Genomic DNA, 18,744 nt, shown 5'->3' with positions numbered 1-18,744 from the left:
CCGCCGCCTCGACCGGCAGGCCCGCCGCCCGGGGCACGCCAGCCCGCGGGACCCGGCGCTCCGCGCGGCCAGGGTTTGCCCCCGCGCGGCCCGGGTGGCCAGCCGCCGCGCGGTCCGATGCCGCAGGGCGGTCAGCCCCCTCGACGTCCCGTACCGCCGCCGCAGCGACCCGGCGCTCCGGACGCGACCCGCAAGCTACCCAATCCCGCCAATTCCGACGCGAAGGTGAATACCGGCGCGCGACAGGCGGTTCCGAATCACATCTCCCGGGCGGCCACCTCCGACCGCACCCAGCGCGTCTCCGACCGCGCGGTGCGCGCGGGATCGGGCGCGGGCACCCGGCCGCGGCCCGTCGACGACCGCACCCGTCCGCCCTCGGGCGGGCAGCCCGCGGCCCGGCGACCGCAGACCGGCGATCCGGCCGGTCCGCCGCCGCGGCGGCCCGGCGGCAATGGCCCGAGTGGATCGGGCAGCTCCGGCGGCGGCCGCAAGGGCGCGCCGAAGAAGCGCTCGGTCTGGCGCCTCGTCCGCCGCGTGATCTACCTCGGCATGGCCGCGGTGCTCGGCGTCGCGAGCGCGGGCTTCCTGTTCATGTACTCGACGGTCAACGTGCCGCAGCCCGGCGACCTGAAGAACAATCAGGTGGCCACCATGTTCATGGCCGACGGCACCTCGGTGCTGGCGAAAGTCATTCCGCCGGAAGGCAATCGGACCGATGTGACCATCGATCAGATTCCGCCGCACGTGCGCAACGCGGTCATCGCCGCGGAAGACCGCTCGTTCTACACCAATCCGGGCTTCTCGATCCAGGGCTTCGGCCGCGCCATCGTGGGCCAGTTGACCGGCAATACCAGTGCCGGTGGTGGTTCGACGATCACGCAGCAGTACGTGAAGAACGCCATGGTCGGCAATGAGCACTCGCTCAGCCGCAAGCTGCGCGAGTTGGTGATCTCGGCCAAGATGGCCAAGCAGTGGTCCAAGGACCAGATCCTGACCGCGTATCTGAACACCATCTTCTTCGGCCGCGGTGCCTACGGCATCGACGCCGCGTCCAAGGCGTACTTCAACAAGCCGGTCTCGGATCTGACGGTGGCCGAGGGCGCGGTGCTGGCCGCGACCATTCAGCAGCCGTCGAATCTGGATCCGGAGAAGAATCCCGAAGGCGCGCAGGCCCGCTGGAAGTACGTGCTGGACGGCATGGTCGACGGCGGCAATCTGTCCGCGGCCGATCGCGCGAACATGCAGTACCCCGCGGTGATTCCGGCCGCGCAGGCACAGAAGGACAAGACCCTGGACGCGGGCCCGGAGGGCCTGATCAAGACCCAGGTGCTCAAGGAGCTCGAGGCCGCGGGCATCAGCGAACACGATCTGAACACCGAGGGCCTGCAGATCACCACGACCATCGACAGCAAGGCGCAGACGGCGATGGTCGACGCGGTCAACAAGGTGATGGACGGCGAGCCGGACAAGCTGCGGACCGCCGCGGTGTCGGTGGATCCGAAGACCGGCGCGGTGCGCGCCTACTACGGCGGCTCCGACGGCCAGGGCCTGGACTACGCCAATCAGGGTCTGCCGCCGGGCTCTTCGTTCAAGGTGTTCGGTCTGGCCGAGAACCTCGAACTGGGCAAGCCGCTCTCGACGCTCTACGACTCCTCACCGGTCACCGTGAACGGCATCAAGATCACCAACGTCGAGGGCGAGCAGTGCGGCATGTGCACCATCGCCGAGGCGCTCAAGCGCTCGCTGAACACCAGCTTCTACCGCATGCAGCTGGACATGCCGGGCAACGGCCCGCAGAAGATCGCCGACATGGCCCACAAGCTGGGCATCCCGGACACCATTCCGGGCGTGGGCAAGACGCTGACCGAGAAGGACGGCTCCGGCCCCAACAACGGCATCGTGCTGGGCCAGTACCAGGTGCGCCCGCTGGACATGGCGTCCGCGTACGCCACCCTGGCCGCCTCGGGCGTGTACCACGCGCCGCACTTCGTGCAGAAGGTCGTCGCCTCCGACGGCACCGTGCTGCTGGATCGCGGCGAGCCCGCGGGCGAGCAGCGGGTCTCGGCGGCGGTGGCGGACAACGTGACCGACGCGATGAAGCCCATCGCGGCGTGGTCGCGCAACCACCAGCTGGCGGGCGGGCGCCTCTCGGCCACCAAGACCGGCACCAACCAGCTCGGCGACACCGACGAGAACCGCGACGCCTGGATGGTCGGCTACACCCCGTCGCTGTCCACCGCGGTCTGGGTGGGCACCGACAACGGTGAGAAGCTGCGAAACGCGAACGGCGGCATGATCTACGGTTCGGGTCTGCCCGCCGACATCTGGAAGGCGACCATGGACGGTGCCCTCAAGGGCACGCCCAACGAGAACTTCCCGAAGCCGGGCACCATCGGCGGTCAGGCGGGCGTGCCGTCCTGGTCCGCGCCGTACACGCCCGCGCCGACCACCGAGCAGCAGGTGCTGCCCCCGGTGATCACCCAGAGCCAGGTCGAGATCCTGCCGGGCCTCACCATCCCGGTGCCGGGTCTGGCGCCCAATCCGAACAATCAGCGGCAGTCGAATCCGCAGAGCCAGCAGGCGAATCCGCAGGACGGCGGGCCGATGTCCGGCCAACCGGTGGCGCCCGCCGACGGATCGACACCGACCACGTCACCGAATGGCGGTGGCGGCAATGGGAACGGCAACGGCAACGGGTCACGGCCGACTCGGTAGCCTGCTGCCGTGATCGAGCAGGAACTGGTGCACCGGCCGACCGCCCCTGGCGTGTCGGCCGGTGACGCGCTGAAGCCGGGGGAGGCAGCGGTGGAAGATGCTCGCGCACAGCGTGATTCCGCGATGGTCTACGAGTCACCGGAGCCGCTGGCGGCGGATCTGCGATCGGTCGACGATCGGGACAAGCCCAGTCGCACCGATACGCTGACCGCGCAACTGTGCGATGTGATCGGCGGCCCGGTGGGCGATCACGCGGTGATCGGCCGGGTCCGCTTCTGGACGCCCATGCGCGTCATGATGGCGTTCGCGGTGCTGTTCTTGGCCTTCGGCTGGTTCGGCAAGGCGGGCTGTATTCAGCAGCGGCCCGACGCCGACGGCGTGATGGGGCTGGACTGGAACAACGGCCGCCAGTACATCGCCATGTGCTACTCGGACACGGTGCCGCTGTACGGGGCCGAGCATCTGAACGAGGGCGCGTTCCCCTACAAGAAGCGGTGGGTGGAGTTCAGCGACGGCAAGCCGCAGGTCCGGTACATGGAGTATCCGGTGCTGTCGGGGCTCTACCAGTACGCCTCCATGGGAATCGCCAAGGCGTGGAAGCTGTCCGCGCTGCCCGGGCACACCGCCCTCGAGGTGGTCATCTACTTCAATGTGGTGGCCATCGGGCTGTCGCTGGCGTGGCTGGTGACCATTTGGGCGACCGCGCTGCTGGCCGGTCGCCGGGTGTGGGATGCCGCGCTGGTGGCGCTGTCGCCGCTGGTGCTGGTGCACGCGTTCACCAATTTCGACGCGCTGGCAACGGCTTTCGCGGCGGGCGGGCTGCTGGCGTGGGCGCGGCGGCGACCGGTGCTCGCGGGTGTGCTGCTGGGTCTGGGCGGGGCGGCGAAGCTGTATCCGCTGCTGTTGCTGGGGCCGATCCTGGTGCTGTGCCTGCGGGCCGAGCGGGTCGGCGAGGACGAATCCGCCTGGGGCGGTATCCGTCCCCTGCGCGCGGCGGGCGGTGCGGTCGCCGCGGCGGTGGTCACCTGGCTGGCGGTGAACGCGCCCATCGCGGCGCTGTATCCGGACGGCTGGCGAGAGTTCTTCCGGCTCAATACCGAACGGCACGCCGACCCGGATTCGATCTACAACGTGATCACCTCGTTCACCGGCTGGCCCGGATTCGACGGGGTGTTGGGCCCGCAGCAGACGCCGGTGTGGCTGAATCAGGTGTCGCTGGTGCTGTTCATCCTGGCCTGCGCGGGCATCGCCTGGATCGGGTTGACCGCGGCGCGGCGACCGCGCCTGGCGCAGTTGGCGTTCCTGGTGGTGGCGGCGTTCCTGCTCACCAACAAGGTGTGGAGCCCGCAGTATTCGCTGTGGTTGGTGCCGCTGGCGGTGCTGGCGCTGCCGCAGCGGCGAATCCTGTTGGCGTGGATGACGATCGATGCGCTGGTGTGGGTGCCGCGGATGTTCTATTACCTGGGCCAGGACCACAAGGGCCTGCCCGAGCAGTGGTTCACCGGCACGGTGGTGCTGCGGGATCTGGCCGTGATCGCGCTGTGCGTGCTGGTGATCCGGCAGATCTACCGGCCGGGTGACGATCCGGTGCGCCGGGACGGGATCGACGATCCGGGCGGCGGGGTGCTGAACCACGCCCCGGATCCCCAAATCCCTTGGCTCCCGGCGTTCTTGCGGCCCCGCCACCCGGTTCCGGAGTCGCACCCGGTCCCGGTGGCGTAGCCACCCGGCGGTCTAGAGGAACCGGGCCAGTTGCGGGACCGCCTCGCCCGGATGCTTGGCCTGGAAGCCCTCGCCGAGGGCTTCCAGCTTCCAATCCGCGCCCGGCGCCGGGCGATACACCTTGGCCATGGCCATGGCGGTGAAGGGCATGCCGCCCGCGAGGGTGTAGCGGGCCAGTTCCGCATTGGTGGTGCTGTCGACCAGGCGGCAGTAGGCGTTGGCGATCTGCTCGAAGGTGTGGCCCTTGTAGGAGGTCACGATGAAGACCAGGGTGCTCACCGAAGGCGCGATGCGGGTGAGGTCGACCATGATCTCCTCGTCGTCGCCCTCGCCCTCGCCGGTCAGGTTGTCGCCCTGGTGACGGATGGAGCCGTCCTTGGAGTTGAGGCTGCCGTAGTAGACGACATCGACCGGATTGGTCCCCGCGAACAGCACGACCGAGGCGTCCAGATCCACGTCCACGGACTTGTTTCCGAACATGCCGCCGCGCTTGACCGGATCCCAGCCCAGGCCCATCTTCACGTAGCCCAGCGCCGCCCCGCCCTCCTTGCGCAGGTTGATGCGCTGGCCCTTGACCAGGCTGACGGCGTGGCCAGCGGGTAGGTCGCGATCCTCCTGAACCGGCGGCGGCGCGGCCGCGTAACCGGGCGGCGGCGGGTACCCGGCGGGCTGCAGGTAGCTCGGCGGCGGTGGATACGACTGTCCCGGAGCCTGATACCCACCGGTGGGCGCGTACTGAGCCGGGGGCGGCGGGGGATAGCCCGTGCCGGAGGTGAACTGGTCGGCGGGCGCGGGATATCCGGTGGGGGCGGGTTCGGGGTATCCGGTGGGCGCAGGGTTGTATTGCGCGGGCTGGGGCACGGGTTGGGGTGCGTCGTTGACCTGGACGCCGTGGTCGGTGACCAGGGCGGCGAAGCCGCCCGCGTAGCCCTGGCCGACGGCGCGGACCTTCCAGTCGCCCTGGCGGCGGTACAACTCCAGTGCGATGACGATGGATTCGGTGCTCAACCCCTCGATCCGGTACTCGTACAACGCGTTTCCGGCGGCATCGGCGACGGTGGCGATCGGCGCGGGCAACTGCCCGAAGCTGCCATTGGCGTCGTCCAGGGTGATGACGGCCCGAAGTTGTTCGATATCAGCGGGAATGGCGGCCAGCGACACCGCCAGCACCGCGGGCTGCCCGGCCGCGCCCGGCCGCAGCTGCACCCCGGGTCCGGAGGGCTGGTTGAAGAAGACGAAATCGGCGTCGGAGCGCACCTTGCCGGAGGCGGTCACCAGCAGCGCGGACAGATCCGCGGGCGCGGCCACCTGCACGCTGATCACCAGGTCATGGACACTCAAGGGACCGTTCTGGCCCTTCACCAAAACTGCGGACAAGATCGACCCTTCGCTTGTCGGTGCTATCGCCGCCACTCTACGAGAATCCGACGACACGGGGACGGGGCCGTGGTGAGCGGTCCGCGCGGGCGGGCGTGGCAGTATCGGCGGAGTGAGCGACGGTGAGGTCGATCCCGGGGAAGCGCACGAACAGTATTTGAGCGCCTTCCGGCATCCCGCCGTGTCCCGCGACCAGCTGCGCGACCTGCTCGACGCGGTGAACGCGTTCCTGGACACCATCACTCCCAAGGACGGCGAGTACGTGCCGCGCGGCGGCTGGGCCCCGGAGTCCACGGCCATGGCCTTCCAGATCGGCCGCGCGGTCGAGCAGGTGCTGTCCGAGCGGGAGGACGCCGACCGGGAGCTGGTGCGCCGCCGCGATATTCGCGACCGGCTGGTGGCCGCGCTGGACGCGGTGCTGGACTGTCTGCGCACCCTGCCCGAACTGGCCGAGGCCGAGGTGAGGCTGGGCACCATCTGCGTGAACGAGGGCTTCCAGGTCTACGAGGACGGTTCGGTGCGCACCACGCCCGCACAGGAGTTGAGCTCCGATCCGGGCCTGTTGGAACAGCGCCGGGCCGAGCTCGACGAGCAGATGACCGCGGCGGTGACGGCCCGCAACGGGCTGATGGACGACACCGTCGATTTGATCCGGGAGCGGCTCGGGGTCGCCGAGGTGGGGATTCCCTGGGTGATCCTGGCCGCGACCCAGGGCGGGCTGGATGTGTCCGAGCCGTTCGAGTTCGCCGCCGAGCACCTGCCCGACTGCGAATTACGGGATCTCATGGTGCAGTTGGTGACCGATATCGAACTGGCCCGCACACTGGAGGAGCCCGCGCGTTAACCGGCCTGCCGAGGGGAGATTTCGGTGAAGAAGCTCATCAACGATCCGACCGAGGTGGTGGACGCCGCGCTGGCGGGTATGGCCGCGGCGCATCCGGAGCTGCGGGTGGACGTGAAACAGCGCCTGGTGGTGCGCGCCGACGCGCCGGTGCCGGGCAAGGTCGGGCTGGTCTCGGGCGGCGGTTCCGGGCACGAACCGCTGCACGGCGGATTCGTCGGCCTCGGCATGCTCGACGCCGCCTGTCCGGGCGAGATCTTCACCTCGCCGGTGCCCGATCAGATTCAGGCCGCCACCGCGGCGGTGGATGCCGGTGCGGGCGTGTTGCACATCGTGAAGAACTACACCGGCGACGTCATGAATTTCGAGATGGCCGCCGAACTGGCCGCCGCCGAATCCGGCACCGAGGTGCGGTCGGTGGTGGTCAATGACGATGTGGCGGTGCAGGACAGCCTCTACACGGCCGGGCGGCGCGGTGTCGGCGCGACGGTGATCCTGGAGAAGATGGCGGGTGCGGCCGCCGAGGCGGGCCGCCCGCTGGCGGAGGTGGCGCGCATCGCCGAGGCGGTGAACGCGAATTCGCGCAGCATGGGCATGGCGCTGACCTCGTGCACGGTACCGGCGGTCGGGCATCCGACCTTCGAACTGGGCGACGGGGAGATGGAGATCGGCATCGGCATTCACGGCGAGCCCGGGCGACTGCGGGTGCCGCTGGCCCCGGCCCGCGATGTGGCGGAAATGCTGCTGGACCCGATTCTCGCGGATCTGCCCTTCGCACAGGGGGATCGGGTGCTGTGCTTCGTCAACGGCATGGGCGGCACACCACTCATCGAGCTGTATCTGATGTTCGACGAGGTGGCGCGCATCCTGCGCGGGCACGGCATCCACATCGAGCGCTCCCTGGTCGGGCCGTACATCACCTCGCTCGAGATGGCGGGCTGCTCGATCACTCTGACCAGGCTCGACGAGGAGCTGACGGCGCTGTGGGACGCGCCGGTGCGGACTCCGGCACTGCGGTGGGGCATCTGATGGCGACGGTGGACGCGGCGGCGTGGGTGCGGGAGTTCGCCGCGCTGATCGACGCGCACGCGAGCGAGCTGACCGCCCTGGACGCCGCCATCGGCGACGCCGACCACGGCACGAATATGCAACGCGGCCTGGCGGCGGCCGTTGCGGCGCTGGACGATTCTGCGGCACTGAATGATTCGGCGCCGGGCACCGCGGCCGAGGTGAGCAAGCAGACCGCCATGGTGTTGATCCGCACGGTCGGCGGGGCGAGCGGGCCGCTGTTCGGGACGTTCTTCCTGCGCTTCGCCGGTGCGGTCGACGGCGGTGCGGAGATCGCCGATTTCGCGCGCGGTTTTCGGGCCGGGCTGGAGGGTGTGATCGCCCGCGGCAAGGCCGAGCCGGGGGACAAGACCATGGTGGACGCGCTCGGCCCGGCGGCGGACGCGCTCGACAAGCAGGTCGCGGGGGGAGCCTCGGCGCAGGACGCCCTCGATGCGGCGGTCGCGGCCGCCGAGGCGGGGCGCGATGCCACCACACCGCTGGTGGCCCGCAAGGGGCGCGCCTCCTATCTCGGGGAACGCAGTGCGGGACATCAGGATCCGGGCGCGACCAGTGCGGCGCTGCTGGTGCGGGCCGCCCGGCAGGCGGTCCGATGATCGGTCTGGTGGTGGTGTCGCACAGCCGGGCGCTGGCCGAGGCGGCGGTGGCGCTGGCCGCCGCACTGCTGCCCGATCAGGGCGTGGCGATCCGGATCGCGGCGGGGCTGCACGACAATGAGCTGGGCACGGACGCGGTCGCGGTGGCCGACGCCATCGCCGAGGCCGACTCCGGTGATGGGGTGCTGGTGCTCATGGATCTGGGTAGCGCGGTGCTGTCCGCCGAGACCGCGCTGGATCTGCTCGAATCCCCCATCGAGGTAATGCTTTCCGCCGCGCCGCTGGTGGAGGGGCTGTTGTCGGCCCTGGCGGCGGCGGGCGGCGGGGCGGACCTGAGGACCGTCGTGCGCGAAGCCGAGAACGCGCTGGCGGCCAAGCGCGGTCAGCTCGGTGAATCCCCTGACGGCGCGGTCGAAAACGATCCACAGTTGTCCACAGGTGTGATGCCTGTGGATGATTCGGTGACCGACACCTTCGAGGTATCCGGCGAACACGGTCTGCATGCCCGCCCGGCCGCCGAATTGGTCGCGGCCCTACGGGAATTCGACGCGGACGTGCGACTGCGCAACGCCACGACCGGCGCGGGCCCGGTGCCCTCCGACAGCCTGACCCGTGTCCTCACCCTCGGTGTCCTGCCCGGCCAGCTACTGGAAGTCACCGCCACGGGTCCCCAGGCCGCCCAGGCGGTCGCCACGGTCCGCGCCCTGATCGACGGTCACTGACCTATTCCCCCGCGCCGCGTGAGATATATACGCGGCGAAATCCTTCCCCGCTCAACACTGCCCGGGGCAAGATCGAGCGTATGACCAGCCTCGCTGAGAAAGCCCACACCTTCCTGACCCTCCACCAGCCCGGCAATCCGGTGATCCTGCCGACGGTCTGGGACGCCTGGTCCGCGAAGTTGGTGCGGGACGCCGGTTTCGCGGCCCTCACCATCGGCAGCCACCCGCTCGCCGACTCCATGGGCAAGGCCGACCAGGAGGGCATGACCTTCGCCGAGGTGCTGGGCCGCGTCCGGGAAATCACGGCGGCCGTGGACATTCCGGTTTCGGTGGACCTGGAGTCCGGGTACGCGGAGAAGCCGTCCCGCATTATCGAGGGCCTGCTCGAGGCAGGTGCGGTCGGCTTCAATATCGAGGATTCCGTGCACAGTGAGGGCGGGCGGCTGCGCACACCGCAGGAGCACGCCGATCTGGTCGGCGAGCTGCGCGCCGCCGCGGATGCCACCGGAGTGCACGTGGTCGTGAACGCGCGCACCGATGTCTTCCTGCGCCAGGACACCGGTACACCGCAGGAGCGGCTCGAGAGCGCGCTCACTCGGCTGCGCCTGGCCGCCGAGGCCGGTGCGGACGTGCTGTACCCGGTCGGCCGCCACGAGCCCGAGGTGCAGCGCACGCTGACCTCGCAGCTGCCGTTGCCCGTGAACGCCATCGGCATTCCGGATCAGGGGTCGCCCGCCTACTTCGCCGAACTCGGTGTGGCGCGAGTCAGTTTCGGCCCGTTCCTGCAGCGCGCCCTGACCGAGCAGACGAATCGCCTGCTGGCGGGCTGGCGCTGATCAGGCCCGGACGCCGAGGAAGTAGTCGAGGATCTCGTCCGCGGCGTGGATGCCCGATGCCGCGGTGACGGACACGCCCGGATGGGTCCAGTTCCGTTCCTCCAGTTCGCCGTGGCGCGGGCGGATGGCGGCATCGGCGACGCGCAGGAGTTCGGCGTCGAGCGCCCCGTCGCCCGCGGCCAGCAGCCGGGCGTCGGGGTGCAGCTCGCCCGCCTCCAGCATGCGGCGTCGAACCTCCTGCACCGCACGGCTTTTGCACACCGGAACGGGCATGGTGTAGATCTTGCGGCCCTGCTGGGATACCGACCAGCCGCGCGGGCGGCACCAGGCCTCCCAGTCGGCGAGGAAGCCGTCGGGCACCTTGGCGGGGTCGACGACGAGATACACGAACAGGTCGTCGGCCTCGCGCAGGCGCAGCACCCACGATTCGTCCACGCGCGCACGCAATTCCGCGCGCACCTCGACCAGGGTGGCGCACTCGGCGCGCACCTGGGCCTCCAGCGCGGAGCGCCAGCGCCGATCCGGCAGGCCATTGCGCAGGATGGTGCCGCCATTGCTGGTGACGGCGTAGGGCCACGGCCCGCCCGGCAGCCGGACGCGGTGGAACTGCTCGATGGTGCGGGTGGTGGCCGGGACCAGCGCCACCGCCGACGCGAGCGCGGTGAAGCGCTTCGCCGCCGTCACCGTCATGTACGAGAGCGGTTGCCCCTCATGGTGTTCCACGCACACCGTTTCCGGCTCCGGATGCCCGAAGGACGACCGCGTGTAGATCACGGTCTTGTCCAGATCCGTCGCCACCATCACACCGCGCACCGCTACCCCTTCACATCCTTGATCAAGCCCATACAGGCATACGCCAAATCCGGAACCACCTCGACCGGTACTCCGCGTGCCGCGGCCAGCAGCCGAATGTGGGCGTGTTCGCCCGCCTCCGGGTCGCGCACCAGCACCCGCCAGGGCACGCGCCGCAGCAGCACCCGGGTCGTCTCGCCCACACCGGGTTTCACGAAATTCACGCTGGCGATGCCGTATTCGGCGCGCACCCGCTCCACCGACGCCCAGCCCGCCCAGGTCGGCGTGCGGTCGGCGGCCAGCAGGGTTCGGACCTGGTCGTCCACCAGCGGGCGCACCCGGTCGAAGCGGTCGCTGACGGCATCGAGCAGACGGTTGGACACATCCTCGGCCGCGAGCTCGCGATAGAACTTGCCGCCGTGGAACTGTCCCGGCCCGATCAGCCGGTCATTGAGGACGGTGCGCGAAATCAGGCCGGACACCGTCGAATTCAGACAGGCCGACGCGATGAGGAAGTCGTCGCGGGTGCCGAAGGTGCGCACACAGCCGCCCGGGTCGGCGAGCACCGCGAGTTCCGGATCGAACCGCGCTCCGCCCGCGGCCTCGTACGCCGACAGCGCCGCGGCAAGCTCCCGGGTGATCGCACCCTTGCCGGTCCATCCGTCCACGAACACGACCCGAGCGGGATCATGGTGCCGCGCAAGATAATCCAGCGCCACCGCATCGATCCCCCGATCCCGCACGATCGAGACCGCATAGTGCGGCACCTCGAGACCGCGCCCGGCCAGCCACCGCCGCATGAGCACCCCGACCGGCGTCCCCGCCCGCGCCAGCGACGCCAACACGATATCCCCGCCCCGTTCGGCGACCACCAACTCCGACACCGTCGCCACCGCCAGCGCCAGCCGCTCGGCACTCTCCGCCAACACCTTCTCGAACAACTCCCGATAGGCGTCATCCGGCTGATACTCCACCGGCAACGACTCCGCGTAATGCGCCACCCCCGCCTGAATCCGCCGCTCCCGCTCCGCCACCTCGGCCTCCAGCGCCACCCCCGACAGATCGGTCAACAGCCAGGCCACCTCATTCCGCGCATACGACCCGAACTCGGGCCCACGCAACGGCTCCGGCAGGACGGTTGGCGATTCGTCGCCGAGCCGGTTCGGCGGAGAGCCCGCGCTCCGGCGGGTCTGCGCCAGGACCCGAGGGTCCGCGCCGTCCAGCACGGCCAGCACGACGTCCGCCCCGGACGCGGTCAGCACATCGATGAGACCGCCTGTCGCGGTGAGCCTTTCGGTGTCTGCGGGTCGATCCGCGATCACGAGCAGGATCGGATCGCCCGCGCTCTCTCCCACACACGACTCATCGACGGCGGCGCCGTCACCGGCGGGCGGGTTCGGCCGTGCCGCCCGAGCGAGCTCCGGCCACTGCGCGTTGTACAGGAAACGCGGCGCGTCCTCACCGAGTTCGGGTGCGGTGAAACGGAATCCGCGCCGCAGCGGGTATCCGGCCTCGTCGAGTACATAGGCGGGGGATCGGGTGGTGGTCTGGTAGCGGGTAGGAATGTCCCGATCCGCCAGGGCCGCCGCGATGCGCAGCGGCAGATACATGAGTTCCTCGTGCGCGAGGACGATCACCGGGCGCTGGGGAGATATCGGGCGTTGGGGAACCAGCGCGCCGCGCAGCGTCACCACCGCCCGCTCGAGTGCCGCCTCGAAGGCCGGGGTGTCCGTGTCCAGGAAGCCATGGCGACCGCCTTCGGGAACCTCACGCGGCCAGGGCAATTCGATGCGGGTGTAGCTACCGCGCCGGTCGGCGACCGGGTTCAGCTCGGGCTCCGGCAGGGTGGCCATGACCGTCTCGGTCAGGTCGGCCGGGAGCACCGTGCGACCGTTGGCCAGGCTGACGGTATCGATGCGGATGCCGAGGTCGCAGGCGAAGGCTTCGAAGGTCTGACGATCCTGTTCGGTGCGCATGTCCACCAGGGAGGCCAGGATGTAGTGCCTGCGCGGGGTGTGCGCGTGCAGCGCTCGAATGGCATCCAGAGCTGTGGCACCGGTGGATATCTCATCGTCTACCAGCACCATGGGGAGATCGTTGCGGAACACCGACGCGGGCATCGGCTGCAACAGGTGCGAGGTGGCGTGGGAATGGCCCTCCTCGAATCCGGTGAGGGTTTGCGCGGTCGGTACGTCACGGCGGGTGGAGTGCAGATAGCGGCGCGCGCCGATCCTGGCCGCGACGGTGTGGCCCAGGCCCGTCGCGGTCTCCGCGAAGCCCAGCACCACGGCGTGGCCGCCGGACCGCCTCGGCCTCGGCCCGACGTCCTCGCCGCTGGATCGAGCGGTGACCGGTCTTCCCGCGCCGAACGCGGGACGAATCGACTGTGGCGCAACCCCTTCCGCACCCTCGCGGGTGCACGCCCGTATGCCACCGGCGGGGTGCGCGGCGAGGATCTCCGAGACCAGGTCGCCGAGGCGGTTGCCCGCGTCGAGGACGCGGTGGGGGTCGGTGGGGAGGTGTTTGCCGAGGACCGTGGAGACCAGCAGGTGGGCGCGGCGGGTGTTGCGGCGCAAGCCCGGTTCGACGAGATCCTCTATGCGCCAATCGGGTTCGCGAATCGAGGAATCGACGTGGCGAAGGGCAAGTCCCAGTTCGCGTGTGGCCCACGGAATTTTGCCCGTAGCCCGGGGAAGTCCGTGTGTGGTCTGGGGATTTCCGTGGGTGGTACCGGGGAGTCCCCGGGTATGCGCGGATAGGTCGGGGTCGGCGGTCATGATTCGACCAGGGCCTTGAGCAGGTCCACGAAGGAGACTCCTTGGTTGGCGACGCCGAATACCCGGGCGCGCAGGGTGATCTGGTGGGCCCAGCTGCGGTGGGGGCGCATTTCGTTCATTTTGTTGCGGTATTCGGAGGCGGCGACGCCACCGGAGTCGGCGCGCAGAATGTCGAGCGCGTCGGAGTACTCCTCGTGGGTCACCACCGACAGCGCGTGCACCACCGCCACATGGGAGGGGTGGATGACGGTCTTGCCCTGAATCCCATTGGCGCGGTCCAGGGTTATCTCGCGCAGCAGCCCGTCCAGGTCCCGGCTGACCAGCGACTGCCGGAACGGCACGGCGTCGATCTCGGCGAACGGTGAGGTGCGCAGCAGCGGCCGGAACATGCGGGCGTGGTCGGCGAAGTACTCCCACACCGGTCCGGTGATGGTGAAGCCGGTGCCGTCGGCGCGGCCCAGATAGTTGACGATGTCGGCGATCACGTCCGAGACCACGCGCACGTCGTAGATGGTGAGGTCGCGGTCGCGGCGAATCCCGAAGGTGGAGCACATATCGGTGGCCCCGATGCGCACGGCCAGGACCCGTTCGCGATGGGCGGCGAGCAGCTCGCCGATGCGGTGCAGCTCGCGATCGCGGGTCTCGCGGTGGACCAGCGACGGCGATTCCAGCACCGGCATGCCGAACACGGTGCGGCCGAGGCGTTCCGAGGCGGCGGCCACGGCGTGCAGGTAGTCGGCCGCGCAGGAGGTGTCGAATTTGGGCAGCACGAATCCGGTGAGCGCGCCCACCCCCGGTCCGAGCCGGGCGGCGATCTCACCGACGCTGTCGGGATCGCGCACCCGCACGAACAGCAGCGGATGCGCCTCATCGCCGTCGGCCAGTTCGTCGAGAGTGCGGACGGCCTGCCACTTTCCGGCCTCGACGGCATGGTCGGCCACCGCGTCCTCGAGGTCGATGACCATCGAGCACACCCCGCCCTCGGCCCGCCGCGTGATGGTCGCGGTGAGGTCGGGTCGGGTGGCGGGCACGTACAGCGTCGCGCCCAGCGCCATGGCCAGCAGTTCCCGATCCCGGGAGCCGCCGAAGGCCTGCGGCAGTCGATGGAACAGCCGCCGCAGCTCGGGGCCGGGCACCTGCCGGAAATGCCGCAGCGGGAAGCGTTTCCGCAGGGAGACGGTGGCGAGGCCGGGTTCGCCGGTGATCGTGGCGGTCATCGGTGCGGCCGTCCTCCTGCTGACTTTCGGTCTATCTGTCGGTATTTCGCATGCGCTCGACCACCCCGGCGACGAACGCGGAGATGGCGTCGAGTTCGGACACGTACGCCCAGTAGTCGGGGTGGCGTCCGGTCAGGCCCGCGGCGGCCCGGTCCAGGCGTTCGGCTTGGGCGTCGAGCACCGATCCCCATTGCGGGACCACGCCTTTGTTGACGGCCAGCATCTGGGCGTCACGCAGTTTGAAGCGGACGGCCTTGGCGCGCTCGGCGGGCTGCTCGCGCACCTGCCGCAGCAGGGCGAGCCGATCGGTGACGGCCTCGGCGCGCTCCTCGGCGGTGGCGAGGTGGGCGCGGGCGGTGGTGGTCAGGTCGAGCGCGTCCTCCGGGTCGTTGGCGGCCAGGGCCGCCCGGGCGCGCGACAATTCCGCGTCGGCGGCCGCGATGGCCTCCCGGGCTTGACGCTCATTGTTGGCCAAATCGTTCGAGGACGCAGCCGCGAATTCGCGCAGCAGCGCGGACATGGCCGGGGGCACCCGGTCCAACCGGTTGCGGGCGGCCTCGAGCCGGGTGGCCGCGGAGGCCAGGGCGGTGGTGGCCGAATGCTGTTTTCCGGGAGCGGCTTCCAGGGCACTGGACAGCTCGCGGGTGACGGTCTCGAGCCGGGTCGCGGCCTCGCGCATCGCGCCCCCGGCACCCCCGGCCGCCGCGGCCTCGAGTGTGAGCAGTGCCTCATCCACGGCGGCCGCGCATTGCCGGATCGAGGGATACCCGGCGTAGGGCGAGGACTCGACGGCCTGCCGTGCTTGCTGGGCCTGCGCCCGCGCCTGCGCGGCGAGTTGCGGCACCGAGCCGTACACCGCGACCGCGTGCTCGAGGTGCGCCTGATTGCCGCGATAGAACTCGTCCACCCCGCGCGCGGCGTCGGCCAAACCCCGGATTACGCCGTCGATTTCGGGCTGCGGAATCGTGCCGCCCTCGCGTTCGGCCTGGTCCAGGCGATCATTCAGGGCCAGGTAGGCCCCGGAGGCGCCATAGCAGCGGGCGCGCACCGGATCCCAGCGCGCGGCCATGCCGCGCTCGGGGAACAGCGCCGCGGATGCGGCGACGGCGGCCTCGGCAATGCTCTGCCGCTGATCCATATCCAGGAAGGCGGTCGTCAGGACCTGCCGGGCCTGCTGCACCCATTCCGTGTTCCGTGTTGTCCGGAACCATCCGCGTCGACGGCCTGCCACGCCCCCGATGGTAGGAGAACGTTGACGAACCCGGCGACCGACGCGATGCAGTGTGTGACGCTGTCCTGTGACAGGGTGTAATCGCAAGGCTCCTTGAACCTTCCCTACCCAAGACTTGGGGAAACCATTACTGTCGAGACGGCGGAACCGATACGTGGAACACGCCGTTGAGCAAGAAACGCACCAAACGCTTTACAACGGAAGGATTCCCACCATGGGTGTCAGTTTGTCCAAGGGCGGAAACGTTTCACTGACCAAGCAGGCTCCGAACCTGACCCAGGTGGCCGTCGGCCTCGGCTGGGACGTCCGCACCACCACCGGCACCGACTTCGACCTGGACGCCAGCGCCATCGCCACCGGCGGCGACAAGAAGGCGCTGTCGGACAAGCACTTCGTGTTCTTCAACAACCTGCAGTCCCCGGAGGGCACCATCGTGCACACCGGCGACAACCTCACCGGTGAGGGCGAGGGCGACGACGAGGTCATCAATATCGACCTGGCCAACACCCCGCCGACCATCGAATCCATCTTCTTCCCGGTCTCGATCTACGACGCCGACTCGCGCGGCCAGAGCTTCGGCCAGGTGCGCAATGCCTACATTCGCGTGGTGGACCGCGCCAATGGCGCCGAGCTGGCCCGCTACGACCTCACCGAGGACGCCTCCACCGAAACCGCCATGGTGTTCGGCGAGCTCTACCGCAACAATGGTGAGTGGAAGTTCCGCGCCATCGGCCAGGGTTACGCCTCCGGTCTCGCGGGCATCGCCCGCGACTTCGGCGTCAATGTCTGAATCGAATAACTAGCGGCGCGAAGAGGGCTCGGTCGCACGAGCCCTCTTCGTCTGTTCACCCCCGCCACCGTCACCCCACCCGCCACTCATGAAAGGCCCACCGCGGTGCGAATTTTCGGCCTCTCCATCGTCGTCACCGTCTTGGCGCTGATCGCGGCGCTGGTGTACGGCGGCCCCACGGCGCTGGTGCTGTGCGCCATCCTCGGCGTCCTCGAGGTGTCGCTGTCCTTCGACAACGCCGTCATCAATGCCAGCATCCTGCAGCGGATGAGCGAGTTCTGGCAGCGCATCTTCCTCACCGTCGGCGTCGTCATCGCCGTTTTCGGTATGCGCCTGGTGTTTCCGCTGGCCATCGTGTGGATCACGGCCGGTCTCAGCCCGATCCGCGCCTTCGACCTGGCCATGAACCCGCCCGCCGACGGCGCGCTCACCTTCCCCGACGGCAGCCCCTCCTACGAGAAGCTGCTCACCGACGCGCATCCGCAGATCGCGGCCTTCGGCGGCGCGTTCCTGCTGCTGCTGTTCTTCAACTTCATTCTCGAGGAGCACGAGGTCACCTGGCTGGGCTGGCTGGAGCGGCCGCTGCAGCGGCTGGGCAAGCTGGACATGCTGGCGGTGGTGCTCACCCTCGGCGGCATCGTGCTGGCGGCGGAATTCATTGCCGCCGACGATGATCGCGGCACCGTGCTGCTGGCGGGCATTCTCGGCGTGATGACCTACATCGTGGTCGACGGACTCGGCTCGCTGTTCCATGCCGAGGAGCACGCCGAGGAGGCGGCGGCCGGGCCGTCGGGGATTGTGAAGGCGACCGGCAAGGCGGCGTTCTTCCTGTTCCTGTACCTGGAGGTGCTCGACGCCTCGTTCTCCTTCGACGGGGTCATCGGCGCGTTCGCCATTACCTCCGACCCCATCCTGATCGCCTTGGGCCTGGGCCTGATCGGCGCCATGTTCGTTCGGTCCATCACGGTGTACCTGGTGCGCAAGGGCACGCTCTCGGAGTACGTCTACCTCGAGCACGGCGCGTTCTGGGCCATCGGCGCGCTGGCGGTCATCCTGCTCGTCACCATCGGCGTTCACGTCAACGAGGTGGTCAGCGGTTTGGTCGGCGTGGCGTTCATCGGCGCGGCCTTCGTCACCAGCGTCATTCGCAATCGGCGCGAGGCCGAGGAGACCGGCGACGATGACGACGTGAACCTGGAGCGGTCCAGCAGCGTCGGCTGAGCCGCGTCGCGGCGGGACGCCAGCACCGTGCCGATCAGGCCCACGCCCAGGCCCGCAATGGTCAACGGGCGCAACGGCTGATCGATGAACAGCCAGGCCATGACCGCGGTGACCGCCGGGATGACGAAGAAGAAGCGGCTGACCCGGCTGGTGTCCCAGCGCAGCATCATGGTGTTCAGCAGCAGGAACGCGCCGATGGAGTTGATCAGCACCATCCAGACCAGGGAACCGCCGAAGCGGGCCGGATCGGCGATGTGGAAGCTGCCGGTCAGCGCGGCCAGCACCCCCGCGAAGGGTGCGCTGATCACCAGGTGCAGGGCGGTGCCCGCGCGCGGATCGACGGCCGGGGTGAAGCGCTTCTGGTAGACGGTGCCCAGGCTCAGACCGAGCAGACCGAGCACGCACAGCAGCAGTCCCGGCAGTGAGAAGTGGGACTGATCGAGCACCGCGAGGCCGACGCCGACCCCGCCCACGCCGAAGCCCAGCCACTGCCGACGGCTGACGGATTCGCCCATGCCGCTTGCGAAGAGCGCGATCACGATCGGGCTCAGGCCCTGCACCAGTGAGATGACCGCGGCGGTGACGTGCTCGTGCATGGCCGAGTAGAAGCCGCCGAACTGCACCATCTGCATGAGGAATCCGGCCACCAGGGTGTGGGCCAGGACCCGGCCGCGGGGCCAGACCGCCCGTGCCACAAGGGCATACGCGACCAGCAGCAGGGCGGCGATGCCGAAGCGGGCGAACAGCACCAGCATGGGCGGCGCCGCGCCGACGCCGATGATTCCGGCGATGAAGGCGCTGCTCCACATGACGATGAGCGCCGGGGGACCCGCCACTTC

General features: G+C 69.6%; 14 protein-coding genes and 1 pseudogene. 9 read left to right on the top strand and 6 right to left on the bottom strand.

Annotated elements, in window-relative coordinates:
* Positions 1–549 precede the first annotated feature (549 nt).
* Both VMT40_RS06740 and VMT40_RS06735 read left to right on the top strand, forming a co-directional pair.
* Positions 550–2,715 carry a transglycosylase domain-containing protein gene (locus VMT40_RS06740; RefSeq protein WP_326357226.1) on the top strand — a complete coding sequence of 722 codons (2,166 nt, stop codon included), beginning with the start codon at positions 550–552 and terminating at the stop codon, positions 2,713–2,715.
* 123 nt (positions 2,716–2,838) lie between these two features.
* Positions 2,839–4,437, top strand: a complete 1,599-nt coding sequence (locus VMT40_RS06735) for a glycosyltransferase family 87 protein (RefSeq protein ID WP_326357225.1) — start codon at positions 2,839–2,841, stop codon at positions 4,435–4,437.
* A gap of 12 nt (positions 4,438–4,449) precedes the next feature.
* On the opposite strand, the gene VMT40_RS06730 is transcribed toward VMT40_RS06735, so the two are convergent.
* A complete protein-coding gene (locus tag VMT40_RS06730; protein ID WP_326357040.1) occupies positions 4,450–5,814 on the bottom strand; it encodes a TerD family protein in 1,365 nt (454 codons plus the stop codon).
* Between the two features lie 112 nt (positions 5,815–5,926).
* Here VMT40_RS06730 and VMT40_RS06725 point away from each other — a divergent pair, with 112 nt between their 5' ends.
* The 5 genes from VMT40_RS06725 (at position 5,927) to VMT40_RS06705 (ending at position 9,877) form a co-directional block, all read left to right on the top strand.
* The gene (locus VMT40_RS06725) at positions 5,927–6,658 is read left to right on the top strand and encodes a hypothetical protein (protein WP_326357039.1); all 732 of its coding nucleotides are present in this window, start codon (positions 5,927–5,929) and stop codon (positions 6,656–6,658) included.
* A gap of 24 nt (positions 6,659–6,682) precedes the next feature.
* Positions 6,683–7,684 (top strand): dihydroxyacetone kinase subunit DhaK, encoded by a 1,002-nt coding sequence (dhaK, locus tag VMT40_RS06720; RefSeq protein ID WP_326357038.1) that lies wholly within the window; start codon positions 6,683–6,685, stop codon positions 7,682–7,684.
* Positions 7,684–8,319, top strand: a complete 636-nt coding sequence (gene dhaL, locus VMT40_RS06715) for a dihydroxyacetone kinase subunit DhaL (protein ID WP_326357224.1) — start codon at positions 7,684–7,686, stop codon at positions 8,317–8,319. The genes dhaK and dhaL overlap by 1 nt, the downstream gene beginning before the upstream one ends.
* Complete coding sequence (gene dhaM / locus VMT40_RS06710) at positions 8,316–9,041, top strand: dihydroxyacetone kinase phosphoryl donor subunit DhaM (protein WP_326357037.1); 726 nt, start codon at positions 8,316–8,318, stop codon at positions 9,039–9,041. The genes dhaL and dhaM overlap by 4 nt, the downstream gene beginning before the upstream one ends.
* Positions 9,042–9,121: 80 nt before the next feature.
* On the top strand, positions 9,122–9,877 hold the full coding sequence (locus VMT40_RS06705) for an isocitrate lyase/PEP mutase family protein (RefSeq protein ID WP_326357036.1): 756 nt from the start codon (positions 9,122–9,124) through the stop codon (positions 9,875–9,877).
* On the opposite strand, the gene VMT40_RS06700 is transcribed toward VMT40_RS06705, so the two are convergent.
* From VMT40_RS06700 to VMT40_RS06685, 4 genes are all read right to left on the bottom strand, one after another.
* Positions 9,878–10,678 carry an HAD family hydrolase gene (locus VMT40_RS06700; protein WP_442789928.1) on the bottom strand — a complete coding sequence of 267 codons (801 nt, stop codon included), beginning with the start codon at positions 10,676–10,678 and terminating at the stop codon, positions 9,878–9,880.
* A gap of 14 nt (positions 10,679–10,692) precedes the next feature.
* Entirely contained in the window at positions 10,693–13,290 is a 2,598-nt protein-coding gene (locus VMT40_RS06695) for a phosphoribosyltransferase (RefSeq protein ID WP_442789927.1), read from the bottom strand.
* A gap of 152 nt (positions 13,291–13,442) precedes the next feature.
* The gene (locus tag VMT40_RS06690) at positions 13,443–14,600 is read right to left on the bottom strand and encodes an HpcH/HpaI aldolase/citrate lyase family protein (protein ID WP_326357222.1); all 1,158 of its coding nucleotides are present in this window, start codon (positions 14,598–14,600) and stop codon (positions 13,443–13,445) included.
* A gap of 94 nt (positions 14,601–14,694) precedes the next feature.
* Positions 14,695–15,894 (bottom strand): hypothetical protein, encoded by a 1,200-nt coding sequence (locus tag VMT40_RS06685; protein ID WP_326357034.1) that lies wholly within the window; start codon positions 15,892–15,894, stop codon positions 14,695–14,697.
* Positions 15,895–16,108: 214 nt separating this feature from the next.
* On the opposite strand from VMT40_RS06685, the gene VMT40_RS06680 reads away from it, so the two are divergent.
* Both VMT40_RS06680 and VMT40_RS06675 read left to right on the top strand, forming a co-directional pair.
* Positions 16,109–16,684, top strand: coding sequence for a TerD family protein (locus VMT40_RS06680; protein WP_326357033.1), 576 nt, complete (start codon positions 16,109–16,111; stop codon positions 16,682–16,684).
* 105 nt (positions 16,685–16,789) lie between these two features.
* On the top strand, positions 16,790–17,905 hold the full coding sequence (locus tag VMT40_RS06675) for a DUF475 domain-containing protein (RefSeq protein ID WP_326357032.1): 1,116 nt from the start codon (positions 16,790–16,792) through the stop codon (positions 17,903–17,905).
* Between the two features lie 26 nt (positions 17,906–17,931).
* On the opposite strand, the pseudogene VMT40_RS06670 reads toward VMT40_RS06675, so the two are convergent.
* Positions 17,932–18,714 (bottom strand): annotated as a pseudogene (locus tag VMT40_RS06670) (DMT family transporter); the annotation flags it as partial.
* Between the last annotated feature and the right edge of the window lie 30 nt (positions 18,715–18,744).

It is taken from the genome of Nocardia sp. CDC160 (assembly GCF_035818795.1).
In the GTDB taxonomy this organism is placed as follows: Bacteria; Actinomycetota; Actinomycetes; order Mycobacteriales; family Mycobacteriaceae; genus Nocardia.
The sequence above is the reverse complement of the archived record's forward strand: the minus strand, read 5'-3'. Positions and strand labels throughout refer to the sequence as shown.

Coding starts and splice junctions, on each gene's coding strand:
- dhaL (WP_326357224.1), top strand. CDS start 7,684: ATGGCGACGGTGGACGCGGCGGCGTGGGTGCGGGAGTTCGCCGCGCTG.
- VMT40_RS06680 (WP_326357033.1), top strand. CDS start 16,109: ATGGGTGTCAGTTTGTCCAAGGGCGGAAACGTTTCACTGACCAAGCAG.
- VMT40_RS06735 (WP_326357225.1), top strand. CDS start 2,839: ATGGTCTACGAGTCACCGGAGCCGCTGGCGGCGGATCTGCGATCGGTC.
- VMT40_RS06740 (WP_326357226.1), top strand. CDS start 550: ATGGCCGCGGTGCTCGGCGTCGCGAGCGCGGGCTTCCTGTTCATGTAC.
- VMT40_RS06705 (WP_326357036.1), top strand. CDS start 9,122: ATGACCAGCCTCGCTGAGAAAGCCCACACCTTCCTGACCCTCCACCAG.
- dhaM (WP_326357037.1), top strand. CDS start 8,316: ATGATCGGTCTGGTGGTGGTGTCGCACAGCCGGGCGCTGGCCGAGGCG.
- VMT40_RS06700 (WP_442789928.1), bottom strand. CDS start 10,678: ATGGTGGCGACGGATCTGGACAAGACCGTGATCTACACGCGGTCGTCC.